Here is a 12164-nt window from a genome sequence, read left to right as displayed (position 1 = left end):
GAAGGATCGAAACGTGAGGCGCGCCGTTTTCGACGTGTCTATGCCAACCGTTAATATCGGACGGCCGTGCCTTTGCTTATGCCCATCGTCAGTGTCTCGATGCCCGAAACCCTGGTCGAGCGTCTCGATCAGTTCGCCGAGGAACACGGCTACAGCGGTCGCAGCGAAGTCATCCGGGACGCCGGCCGGGACTTACTCGACGAATTCGACGACGAATCTCTGGAGGGTCGACGACTCCTGGCAACGGTGACTGTCCTGTTCGAGTATCAGGCCGGCAGCATCGAGTCCGAAATGATGGAAATACGTCACGCATTCGACGATGTCGTCGAATCGAACTTTCACACCCACGTCGGTGATAACTTCTGTCTCGAACTGTTCGTTCTCGATGGCTCGCTCGACGCGATCTCGACGGTCGTCGGTTCGATCCGGGCGACACAAGACATCCAGACGGTCAGTTACTCCGTGCTGCCAATGGACGACGGCCAAGTCCGCCCCGAGTAACGGCGACGGGTCCCGGGGGACTCTTCTCTACGTCGTCACTCCACGATGGTGCCTCGCCCCGTCCTCACCGTCGCCTCGGTCTTCTCGACGGGGTGTGGGGCCAGCGACGACACTCTGTGACGCCATCGAACGGTGGCCACACTGTCGCTCTCTGGGACGTCGAGTGGACGGGTTTCCGGCAGTACGGTCGGTGTGACTGTCGCACTCGCGCTCGGTGACTGGCGGTCAGTGGTGCCGTCTCTGTTCTCGGGGCAGTGCTATGGCCCTCCTTTCGCGTAGCGTCTCTGTCAGCGACGTTGGTAGCCGGTTCCGACGTTCGAGACGTCAAAGAACTCGGAACGCGCGGATCGTGTCTCGGTTGGTCGGTTCACAGAACAACTGCACAGCGCCCAGGTCGGTAAAGACAGCCTTCCAGTCGCGGTGATAGAGCGGAAACTCGTCGTGGACAGCCGACACTTCTGCCCCGGATCGGCCCCGGTCGGGCGCGTTACCCTCGTTCTCGGCCGTGAGCAGCAAATCGTCGGTCACTCGCAGCACTTCCTCGAAGACGGCCGTCTCCTCGGGGTGGACGTGCTGGAGTGTCTCGACGGAGTAGACCACTTCGAAGGCACCCGTCTCGAACTCGGGGAGGAGGTCTTCGATCGCGCCGATGTGGAAGGTCCCCGTCTCAGCGGTCCGGGGAAAGTACTCGGCCATCACGTCCAGTGCGTCGGCGTTGAGGTCGACCCCAGTCAGGTTCTCATAGCCGGCCTGCCGGAGGGCTTCGAGATGTCGGCCCGAGCTACACCCCAGTTCCAGAATCCGGGCGTCCGCTGTGGCGTAATACGACAGCGCGTCGACGAGTGTCTCGCTGACCTCGTTGGGGCCGATCTCGGCGTAGTACTCCGGGGAGAACGCCCCCTCCCGCTCGGCCCACTGACGGCGGTTTGCATCCGGGTTCCAGTCGCCGTCTCTTCCGGTCATAGACCGGCGTTGGCCGGGCGTGTCCAAAAGGCCAGCGACCCGCGACGATCGACGGAATCTCCACGCCCCGAAACGACGATTACCAGGGCTGTCTGGAGAACTCACAGGACGGCAACGCCAGGTAGATCCCTGCTGCGCCACCGGTCAGGCCGGCCAGCAGGAGGATCGCGCCGTCGAACAGGCCGATGTCAGCCAGCAAGCCGACGACCGTCGAGGCGACGGAACTCACCACGAACAAGGCGGTCCTGACTGCTCCCCAAGCCGTGCCTTCGACGTCGGCCGGAAGGTGGTCGATGATGAACGCGTTCGAAACCGGTGCAAAGCCCATCCGAACGCCGATCAGGAGTGTACTCGCTGCCACGAGGAGTCGGTGTTCGAAGACGACCAGTCCGACCAGCGGGAGGACACTCACCGCGGCGATGGCCGCGAGGACGCGGGCCGACCGCCGCCGCTGGGCGACTCTCCCGGCCAGCCACTGAGACAGTGCGCCGACGACGAACAGGCCCCCGAATAGTACGCCCGCACTGGACTGGGCGAATCCCTTCTCCGTGATGAGGTAGGTCGTCGCCAGGGCGGTGACGCCCTGATAGCCAAAGTACATGATGATCGCCGCCAGTACCGCGAGCCCAGTCCGATAGCGACAGACTGACTGTCCCGCGATTTTGATCGCACTCAGGACCGACGGGCCGTCTTCGGCGGCGCTCGAACCGCCGTCCGCTCGTTTCTCGTCGGGCTTGCTGTCGAGTCTGTGCGTGCTCCGATAGACGAGCAGTGCAGCGACGACGAATCCGGGTATGGTGAGTCCAAGCATCGTCCGCCAGCCTAGCCCTTCGACGAGTAACGCCGCCAGCGCCGGGAGGACAGCTGCACCCAGGCTCCCGGCGGCCAGCGTTGCACCGAGTGCCCGATCGGCCCGTTCGTCGAACACTCGCGTGAGTAAGGTTCCCCGCGGCGGGCCGTACAGACCGGTCGCGGCCCCGAACAGTCCCATCGCGAGCACGAACAGCGAATAGGTCGGTGTCACGGAGAACGCGAGCACGCTAACAGCCGAAAGCAGCAGGCTCGCTGTCAGGACCCGTCCTTCACCGATCCGATCGGCGGTGATCCCCGCTGGGAACTGCAAGACGCCGTAAGCGGCCCACAGGACCGTAACTGCGATCCCAGCTTGGGTCTCGGTCGTCGCCGGGAACGACGCCGTGATCGTCGGCAAGATGGCCTGGAGGACGAATCGCAACCCAAGTGCGAGAAACCAGCCCGCGGCGACACTCACCAGTAGTGTCCCGCTGTTCCCCGATACCAACCCCTCTCGATCGGCCTCCCGGTTGCTCGTCACCTGTATCGGTATTCCTCTCAGAGAGGCGGTAAAGTCTTCCGACACTCGCTTTAGCCTGTCTTTTGTCCCGCCGTCGTCGCACCCAATTACTTTGGGGGTGGTTGCGTAAGTCAGGCTATGCCAACCGGTGGTGCGTGGACCGTTTTCTCGGGCGACACTGACGAGTCTGCCTCTCGCGACGACAGTCCACCCTCGCGACGGCCAGACGAGACTGGGAGCGATCGGGGCATGACGCCCGTCGTGGCCAACGTCCTGTTGGTCGCGATTGCCATCGTCCTCGGGGTCACGGTCACTATTTTTGCCCTCGGTCTCGCCGAGCCGTTCGAAGCCGAGCCACCGACAGCGTCCTTCGAGACGGACTATACTGCCGCTAATGGACTCTTCGTCCGCCACCAGCACGGCGATGGTATCGACGCCGATCGACTGTCCGTCCGACTCGACGGCCGGTCGTACCCGGTCTCGGCGTTCGTCGACGACCAGCGCCTCACTGCCGGGACCCAGATCGGTCCGCTGTATCCGGCCGCGTCCCGGGAGGCCCACCTCGTCTGGGAGCAGGGTGATACGTCTTCGATCGTGTACACAGCCACGCCGCCCCGAGAGGGGACCGTCCCCGCCTATCTTCGATTCGACGAGCGGTCCCTCAGATCGTACGGCGGCGGGCAGGACGCCGATGCCGAGTTCACGTCCACGACGGGGGCCAGAGCGGTGACCCTCGAGAACAACACCTGGAAGCTGCTCGATTTCGAGTACAACGTCACTGCCCAAACGGTCCTGGAATTTGACTTTCGCGCGACGAACGCCGGGGAAATCCACGGGATCGGCTTCGAGACCGACGACAGCATCTCCAGTGACCGGATTTTCAAGCTGCTTGGCTCACAGCCTTGGGGCATCGAGTACGGCGAGTACGAGACCGGTGATGGCTGGGTCCACTACGAGATCCCTGTCGGGGTACTCTACGGGTCATCACTGCACGGCCAGACCTCCTCTCTCGCCCTCGTCAACGACGTCGACAACGACACCAAGCGGCCGAGTGACTCTCAGTTCCGGAACATCCGCGCGTATGAATCACCACCGGAGGATTCGTCGATACAGTTCGAATTCAGCGCCGACGGGGCCACTGTCACCGAACCCGTTCAAAGCTACGGCAGCCAGGACAAGGACTTTGGCGTGGCGGTCAGCGACGACAACGCGATGCTGACTCTCTCAGAGAACACCTGGGCGTACGTGCCGATCGACGAATCTGTCACCGACGACACCGTGCTTGCGGTCGAATTCAACGCATCGAGCCAGGGTGAGATCCACGGTGTCGGCCTGGAAACCGACAACTCGGAGACAGAATCACGGTTCGTCCGTTTTAACGGCACTCAGTCCTGGGCCACGAAAGTCACCCCCGTCTCTTCGGGCGACGACGGCTGGGAGCGCTACGAGATCGACGTCACCTCACTGCTTGCGTCCAGTGGTGAAACTGTCTCCCGTCTCGTGTTCGTCAACGACGACGACACCGGTGGAAACGGTGTCTCACAGTTCCGGAACGTGACGATATACGACGAATAGATAGCCTCGGGCTTCCCGACACAGTGGACGGCTATTAGACTTTCTTGACCGCGATCTCGGCCTCGATACCCTCGATCCCGCCACCACCTTTTTCTTCGTCGGGTGTGCTCGCGACGCTCACGGCTACACCGCTCGCGTTCGAGGTTCGTCACTGCGTTCGAACCTCGCGACGCTCGCACACCGCTCTCACGGCGTCGCCGTTCGAGCGCTCGGCGGCCTCGTCCCACTCGGCCGCCCACTCCTCGAAAAAGCTGGACCAAAAAGGCGGAGTCTCGCGTCTTCGCTGCTCGACTCCGTTGAAACGCGGCCGCCGGCCGCGTATGCTCTTCAGCCGTCGGAATCAGACTTCTTCGACCGCGATCTCGGCCTCGATACCCTCGATCTCCCAGGTCTTGCGGTAGCCCTCTTCAACCGACCCGAACGCGTCGGCCCGCACTTCCTCGGCGATGAGTTCCTCGTGGTCGGCGACGAGATCGGCCACGCGATCGTCGTCGATCTCGTACTCGACGCGAATGCGAGCGTCCATCTCTAGGTCGAGATCCTTGCGCATCTCCTGGACGCGGCGGACGACCTCGCGGGCGTAGCCCTCGCTCTCGATGTCCTCGGTCAACGTGGTGTCGACGTAGACGACGCCACCGCCATCTACGGCCTCGAACTCGGTGCTGGCGATCCCTTCGGGGGTGTTGCGGACGAACTCGACCATCTCTGCCTCAAGATCGACGGCGCGGTCGAGATCGCTCGTGACCGCCGACTCCAGGGCCGCGACCGACGGTTCGGCGACGCTGGCGTCGTTGAGCGCGTTCATGATCTGCCCAGCGTCCTCGCCAAAGGCGGGGCCGAGTTTGCTCATGTCGGCCTCGGCGCTGTAGGTGAGTTCGCCCCACGCCTCGTCGGGACCGACGACCTCGATCGCACGGGCGTTCAATCGGTCGGCAAGCAGATCGGCCTGGAGTTCGACCGAACCGCCGACCGCCTGATCGTCGACGTCGACGACGACGCGCTTGACTGGCCAGCGGAGCTTGCGTTCGGCCTGCTGGCGGGCGTTCGAGCCCGCTTCCTCGACAGCGCGGACGACGCTGATCTCGTCTTCGAGGCCGACGTCACGCAGGTCGTCGTCGGGTTCGGGCCAGTCGCACATGTGTACGGTGTCGTGACCAGCGTCGCCGGTGAGATACTGATAGATTTCTTCGGCGACGAAGGGGGTAAAGGGCGCGAGCAGCGCGACGGTCTCCTCCAGGACGCGGTACAGCGTCGCGTAGGCGGCGTCCTTCGAGGCGCTCTCGCCCTCCTCCCAGACGCGATCCCGGACGGCCTGGACGTAGAACCGGGAGACGTCCTCGACGATAAAGTCCATCAGCGTCTCGATGGCCCGGTCTTGACGGCGATCCTCGAAGGCCCCGCTCATCTCGGCTTCGACGGTCTGGAGCCGCGAGAGCACCCACTCGTCGACTTCTTCGAGGGAGGCGCTCTCGACGGTCGTTTCCCCGGGGCTGAAACCATCCATCCGCATATACGGCAGCGGGAACCGGAAGACGTTCCAGAGGATGTTGAGGTTGCGGCCCATCGAGTCCATCCCGTCCCAGGAGAAGCGCATGTCCTCGCCCTGGGGGTTTTGAGAGAGCAGGAACGCCCGCATCGGGTCCGCGCCACCTTCCTCGATGGCTTCCTGGGGCTCGACGGTGATGCCTTTGGATTTGGACATCCCGCGGCCATCTGGCATCAGCGCGTAGCCGTGCATCAACACCTCGTCGTAGGGGATCTCCCCGACAGCGGCCGTCCCCATCCCGAGCTGAGACCAGAACCAGCCGCGGGTCTGGTCGTGGGCTTCCATGATGAGATCGGCGGGCCATAGGTCCTCGAAGTCCTCGGTCTGTTCGGGATAATCGAGCGTGCCCCAGGAGGCGACCGAGGAGTCGAGCCACACGTCGAAAACGTCCGGGACGCGCTTGTAGGTTCGGCCGTCTTCGGTGATCGTCAACTCGTCGACGGTCCCTTTGTGGAGGTCGACGGCCTCGGGATCGATGTCCTGATCGACGCGTGCGGCGAGTTCCTCGCGGTCGCCGACGACGATAGCCTCGTCCATCGAGCCGTTCCAGCCGTCGGCGGCGTTGCCGCCTCCGTTCGCCGACGAGTCCGGGCTACCTTCAGGAAGCCAAATCGGCAGGGGGATTCCCCAGTAGCGTTGCCGGGAGACGTTCCAGTCTGGGGCCTCCTCGACGAAATCCTGGAAGCGGTTGTCCCGCGCCCACTCGGGGTGCCACTGGCTGTCCTCGATGTTCTCGAGCATCTCCTCTTTGATGTCCGTGACCGTGATGAACCACTGGTCGGTGACGATCTGGATGATCCCCGTGTCACAGCGCCAGCAGTGGCCGTAGCTGTGGTGGGTCGTCCCTCGCGAGAGGAGGTTGCCGTTGGCCGCCAGATCGTCCATGATCGCCTCGTCGGCGTCCTTGACGAACTCGCCGGCGTATTTGCCTGCGGTGTCCTCGTAGACACCGTCGCCACCGACCGGACAGAACACGTCAAGACCCAATTCCTGGCCGCGCTCGAAGTCTTCCTCACCGTGGCCCGGCGCGGAGTGGACCAGTCCCGTCCGATCGGCCTCGACGTACTCGGCGGTGTAGACCTGGAGTGCGTCCTCGCCCTCGGGTGCGTCGGGGACCGCCTCGCGCAGTGGGTGCTCGTAGCTCCAGCCGACCATCTCCTCGCCCGTGGCTTCGTCGACGACTTCGTAGTCGCCGTACCGTCCCTTCGAGAGAACGTCCTCGACGCAGGATTCGGCGATCCACAGCACCTCTGTCTGGCCGTCCTTTTCGGCCTCGACGGCCTGGTAGGTCAGATCGTCGTCGACGGCGACGAAGGTGTTGGCGGGGATCGTCCAGGGCGTGGTCGTCCAGATGACGAGGCTGCCTTCCCGATCTGCAAGGGAGAACTTCACGTAGATCGATGGGTCGGAGACGTCCTCGTACTCGACTTCGTTGTTGGCGATAGCGGTCTCACACCGCGGGCACTGTGAGATCGATCGCTTGCCCTGCTCGACCAATCCCTTCTCGTGGGCCTGGGAAAAGCCCCACCAGGCGGCCTCCATGTACTCCGGGGAGACCGTCTTGTAGGGGTTGTCCCAGTCCATCCAGACACCAAAGGACTCGAAGTCCTCTTGGAGGCCACGGAGTTGCTCCTCGGCGAAGTCCTTACACTCCTCGATGAACGCCTGCTCGCCGAACTCCTCGATGTCTTTCTTGTTCTGAAAGTCGAGTTTTTCTTCGACTTTGGTCTCGATGGGCAGGCCGTGCATGTCGTAGCCCGGCCGGTCGGTGACGTTGTACCCCTGCATGCGGAGCTGGCGGATGTAGGCGTCTTTCAGGGTCTTGTTCCAGGTCGTCCCCATGTGAGCCGCTCCGGAGGTGTAGGGCGGGCCGTCGACGAAGAAGAAGTCCTCGCCGTCGGCTCGGTGGGCTTTGGTCTGCTCGTAGGCATCGACGGCGTCCCAGTAGGTGAACACCCGCTGCCGGACGCTGTCGGGGTCGTACTGCTCGGCCACGTCGCCGAACCGGTCGTACGTCGGCGGATCGCGGTCCTCGGCGTCGGTCATACCCGTTTCCACTATCGCCGGCATTAAATGAGAATCGATCCCACGCGCCCCCGGCCGTCCCAGTGTGCTGTCCAAAACGACCCCCGGCTTTTTCGCGTCGGCCCCCGACCGTCCACGCATGGAGTATCGTACACTCGGTTCGACCCAACGCGACGTCTCGGCGATCGGGCTGGGCACGTGGAACGTCGGCCCTTCCTGGGCATCGGTTAGTGACGAACAGGCCAGCGAGGCGATCCGGACCGCCCTCGATGCGGGTGTCAACCTGATCGACACGGCTGAAGTGTACGGCGACGGCCGCGCCGAACGCCTCATCGGCGAGGTACTGGACGAGCGCGGCCGGGAGGACGTTTTCGTCCCGACGAAGGCCGCCCCCGACCCGGACGGCGGTCACTCGGAAGACGGGCTTCGGGACTCGATCGCCGGCTCGAAAGAGCGCCTGGGCGTCGAGACACTCGATCTCGTCCAGTTGCACTGCCCGGAGACGCAGGCGTTCTACGACCCCAGTACGTTCGAGACGCTGGAGCAACTCCGCGAGGAGGATGAGATCGCCCACGCCGGGGTCAGTGTCGAAAAAGTCGAACAGGCGGACAAGGCCATCGAGTACCCCGTCGTCGAGACGGTCCAGCTCATCTTCAACCCGTTCCGCCATCGCCCCGCAGAACGGTTCTTCGAGCGGGCTGCCGCCCAAGACGTCGGTATCATCGTGCGCGTCCCGCTGGCCTCTGGACTGCTCGCAGACGCTTTCGAGGGCGTCCAAGACTTCGGCGAGGACGACCATCGTCGAACGGCTGCCGAGGACGGTGTCGATGCGGGGATCGGTCGCGCTGGCGGTGAGACCTTCGCCGGCGTCCCCTTCCAAGCGGGACTGGACGCCGTCGAAGCACTGCGCCCGTCCGTCCCCGAGGGGATGACGATGGCTCAGTTCACGCTCCGATGGATTCTCGACTTCGACGCCGTCTCGACGGTGATCCCCGGCTCGACGACGCCCGCACACGTCGAGCAAAACGCCGCGGCAGCGGACTTCGAGCCACTCTCACACGAAACCCACGGCACAGTCAGGGACGTCTACGAGGCCCACCTCTACGATCACGTCCACCATCGCTGGTAACCCAGGAGTCACGAAAACGACCCGTCCAGTGTTGCAGCCACACGCTCGATTCAGACGTCAGAAAACTCGACCAGCACCTTCTCACGGATCAGTTTCACGCCGGCGACGAGCAACAGGACCCCGACGACTGCTTCCCAGGCGCCCAGGGCACTTTGCCCGGCCATGAGCGTGTCGATACCCGCAGATTCGACCAGAAAGCCGCCGACGCTCAGGAGACCGGCGATGACTGCGTAGACGATCGTCGAAAGCTGTTCGAGTACCATGTCGATCATAGGTACGCTCTCGTAGGGACTGCTATGATCTTTTCTGTTCGCCGCTGTGACGAAACGCTTTTTACCAGCGTTATAAAAACTGAAACGATGTCAACGACACGGAATCTGAATTATCCTTCCCTGGCACGACGCGGCTTCATTCTGGGGGCAGCGCTGTTCCTGATCGGCGGTCTCGGCCACGTTGTCGGCCCGGCCATCGTCGGTTCTCTGCCCGGCTGGGAAGCGGCACTGTTGCTCGACTTGGAAATCGCGGGTATCTTGATCGGCTTGTTCGCGCCGCTAATTTTCGGGATCGTGCTCCCGTTGACGGAGTGAGTGGCGATCGAGGCGCGTTCTTGAACCTTAGAGGAATTCGGCGGCCGCTGGTGCGTACTGTTCGGGCGGGACGTCCACGACGCTCTCGTCGTGGAGTGTGACGAAGAACGGCGAGTCCGACCAGTAGTACTGCTCGAACACCGAGCGGGCAACCAGATCGACGACGGGTGGGTTGGCGGGGTCGTCGTCTTGTAGCGTTACTGCGAGGTTGAAGCTATTGTGGCCGGCCGAGGCGTAGTACTCGAGTATCGAGACGATCCCCGCTGCCAGATCCTCGACGACGGAATCGCCCGGATCGGGAACGGTCGCCTCCGGGGCGACGCCACGAACGTGGCGGTGGTGTTTTGGTGCGTAGGGCGAGATCCACTCGACCCCTCCTGTCGCTCCGATATGGCGATCGCCGTCCGCCGTCTCCGCGAGGAGGGTCTCCCAGTAAGACTCGCCGTGTTCGTCCCGGTAGGCACGGGCCGCCTCGGCGCGTTCGGCCTGGCGGTTCGTCCCGCACTCATCGACCAAGGTCTGCATGTGCGGGTGGATGATACTGCTGCCGGCCGGCCGGAGGAAGTTCATGTTGATCGATGCGTACTCGTCGGCGGCGTCTGATTCGAAGGCGACGTCGACGAACTCCAGGGCGGCCGCCAGCCCGTCGGCGAACTGCCCGACCGTGAACTCATCGATTGGCACGTAGTGGTCCTCGGTGAGGACGACGACGTTCGAGTGATCGCCATAGGGGTTGAGATTCGGGAACGACGTGGCTTCACCCCACGATCCACGCTCGAAGCCCACCCAGTCTGGATAGGTCGGGGTCGCGTCGGTCACCATCTCGGGGCAGAAGAAACAGCCCTCGTCGTCGTTGAGGACAGTCTCGATCTCCGGTTCGCCCTCCGGGCGGACGAAGTTCTCCGAGACGATTCGACTCTGTCGGCCGGTGAGTGGATCCCGGCGGACTTCCGTCTCGACAGATACCTCCTCGAAGTCCTCTAAGGGACTGTGAAACCACGTCGCCTGGACCTCGGGATCGAACTGGAACGACATGCTGGGTCAACCTTCACAGAGGCCGCTAAAAAAGCTAGGCGGGACCCGGCGGTTTTTGGGCCACCACCTCTACCCCCCTACCATGACCGACTGCGTGTTCTGTGCAATCGTCGCCGAGGAGCTGCCCAGTCACACTGTCTTCGAAACCGAGGACGCCCTGGCGTTTCTGGATACGAATCCGCTCGCCGAGGGCCATACGCTCGTCGTCCCCAAGACACACTACGAACAACTCGACGACGTTCCCGCCGAAACGGCGACGGAATTCTACGCGGCCCTCCACGATGTCGTTCCGGCTGTCGAAGCGGCCGTGGATGCACCGGCCACGACCGTCGCTGTCAACAACGGCGAGGCCGCTGGCCAGGAAGTACCACACGTCCACGCCCACGTCGTCCCACGGTTCGAAGACGACGCTGCTGGGCCGGTCCACGCGCTGTTTCGTGGCCGCCCGACCGTCACCGAGGACGCGCAAACGGAACTGGCCGATGCGATCGCTGCCCGTCTCTAAACATTCGTTTGGGGAAATAACATCAATAGATTAATTACCTTCAGTTTACTTTTCTCGCCCACTGTGCGCCCTCCACGCTCGACCGGGCAGTGCCCGGAATGTGACGGTGGACTGTTGCGTCGCGACCGCGAAACGATCTGTACCGACTGCGGACTGGTCGTCGACGAGTCACGCATCGACCCCGGTCCCGAATGGCGAACCTTCGAGGCAGACGACGGCCAGCAGCGTCGCCGAACCGGTCCCCCGCTCACGCGTGCCAGACACGATCGGGGCTTCTCGACTCGCATTGGTCGGGATCGCGCCGGCCCACCGCGACGACGACGCCGCATGGCTCGCCTTCGCCGCCAGCACCGTCGCTCTCGGACAGCTTCGAAGGCCGATCGCAACCGCATGTACGGCATGATGGAGATTCGGCGGATCGTCGACCGGCTGTCTCTCACTGAGAGCTTTCGGGACGATGCCTGTGTCCTCTTCGAGGCCGGGCAGGACGCCGGACTGTTGCACGGTCGGACGATCGAAGGCATGGCGGCCGCGACTGTTTATGCTGTCTGTCGGACTGCGGATGTCTCGCGGATGGTCGAGGAAGTGACGGCCGTCGCCCAGGCCAGCAGCGACGAGTTGACGGTCGCCTACGCCGCGCTCAATCAGGAACTCGGCCTCGAAACGGGGCCGATCGACCCGCGTGAGTACCTGCCCCGCTTTGCCGACCAGTTGGATCTCACTCCGGCGATCGAACGCCGCGCGACCGAGTTCGCGGCGATCGTCGTAGACCGAACCCTCGCTGGTGGCCGCGCACCGAGTGGCGTCGCTGCCGCCTGTCTGTACACTGCTGGCCGCGAACACGGGGCCGACGTGACCCAGCAACAAGCCGCCGCTGTCGCCGGTGTCGCACCAGCGACGCTCCGCTCGACGTATCAGGATATCCGCGACGCAGCCATCGGACAGGCCGACACCACTACCGCAAACGCGGGCGCCGATTGACCGTC

General features: G+C 63.7%; 11 protein-coding genes. 6 read left to right on the top strand and 5 right to left on the bottom strand.

Annotation, left to right across the window (positions count from 1 at the left end):
* Positions 1 to 78: 78 nt before the first annotated feature.
* Positions 79 to 501: a CopG family ribbon-helix-helix protein gene (locus tag FR699_RS09935; protein WP_158855321.1), complete on the top strand. Its 423-nt coding sequence runs from the start codon at positions 79 to 81 to the stop codon at positions 499 to 501.
* A 324-nt stretch (positions 502 to 825) separates the two neighbouring features.
* Here the strand turns inward: FR699_RS09935 and FR699_RS09930 are convergent, their stop codons facing one another.
* Both FR699_RS09930 and FR699_RS09925 read right to left on the bottom strand, forming a co-directional pair.
* A complete protein-coding gene (locus tag FR699_RS09930) occupies positions 826 to 1464 on the bottom strand; it encodes a class I SAM-dependent methyltransferase (protein ID WP_158855320.1) in 639 nt (212 codons plus the stop codon).
* Between the two features lie 79 nt (positions 1465 to 1543).
* On the bottom strand, positions 1544 to 2797 hold the full coding sequence (locus FR699_RS09925) for an MFS transporter (protein ID WP_158855319.1): 1254 nt from the start codon (positions 2795 to 2797) through the stop codon (positions 1544 to 1546).
* 117 nt (positions 2798 to 2914) lie between these two features.
* Between FR699_RS09925 and FR699_RS09920 the strand changes: the two genes are divergently transcribed.
* Positions 2915 to 4351, top strand: a complete 1437-nt coding sequence (locus FR699_RS09920) for a type IV pilin (protein WP_158855318.1) — start codon at positions 2915 to 2917, stop codon at positions 4349 to 4351.
* 340 nt (positions 4352 to 4691) lie between these two features.
* On the opposite strand, the gene ileS is transcribed toward FR699_RS09920, so the two are convergent.
* The gene (gene ileS / locus FR699_RS09915) at positions 4692 to 7943 is read right to left on the bottom strand and encodes an isoleucine--tRNA ligase (protein ID WP_158855317.1); all 3252 of its coding nucleotides are present in this window, start codon (positions 7941 to 7943) and stop codon (positions 4692 to 4694) included.
* A gap of 118 nt (positions 7944 to 8061) precedes the next feature.
* Between ileS and FR699_RS09910 the strand changes: the two genes are divergently transcribed.
* Complete coding sequence (locus FR699_RS09910) at positions 8062 to 9051, top strand: aldo/keto reductase (RefSeq protein WP_158855316.1); 990 nt, start codon at positions 8062 to 8064, stop codon at positions 9049 to 9051.
* Positions 9052 to 9101: 50 nt separating this feature from the next.
* Here the strand turns inward: FR699_RS09910 and FR699_RS09905 are convergent, their stop codons facing one another.
* Entirely contained in the window at positions 9102 to 9323 is a 222-nt protein-coding gene (locus FR699_RS09905) for a hypothetical protein (RefSeq protein WP_154552916.1), read from the bottom strand.
* Positions 9324 to 9410: 87 nt separating this feature from the next.
* Here FR699_RS09905 and FR699_RS09900 point away from each other — a divergent pair, with 87 nt between their 5' ends.
* Positions 9411 to 9638 carry a hypothetical protein gene (locus FR699_RS09900; RefSeq protein WP_158855315.1) on the top strand — a complete coding sequence of 76 codons (228 nt, stop codon included), beginning with the start codon at positions 9411 to 9413 and terminating at the stop codon, positions 9636 to 9638.
* A gap of 27 nt (positions 9639 to 9665) precedes the next feature.
* Here the strand turns inward: FR699_RS09900 and FR699_RS09895 are convergent, their stop codons facing one another.
* Positions 9666 to 10673 (bottom strand): hypothetical protein, encoded by a 1008-nt coding sequence (locus FR699_RS09895; protein WP_158855314.1) that lies wholly within the window; start codon positions 10671 to 10673, stop codon positions 9666 to 9668.
* Between the two features lie 82 nt (positions 10674 to 10755).
* Between FR699_RS09895 and FR699_RS09890 the strand changes: the two genes are divergently transcribed.
* Entirely contained in the window at positions 10756 to 11178 is a 423-nt protein-coding gene (locus FR699_RS09890; RefSeq protein ID WP_154552919.1) for an HIT family protein, read from the top strand.
* 63 nt (positions 11179 to 11241) lie between these two features.
* Positions 11242 to 12159 (top strand): transcription initiation factor IIB family protein, encoded by a 918-nt coding sequence (locus FR699_RS09885; RefSeq protein ID WP_158855313.1) that lies wholly within the window; start codon positions 11242 to 11244, stop codon positions 12157 to 12159.
* The last annotated feature ends 5 nt before the right edge of the window (positions 12160 to 12164 follow it).

It is taken from the genome of Halorhabdus sp. CUG00001 (assembly GCF_009797925.1).
Classification (GTDB): Archaea; Halobacteriota; Halobacteria; order Halobacteriales; family Haloarculaceae; genus Halorhabdus.
This window is presented reverse-complemented; position numbering and strand designations above follow the sequence as displayed.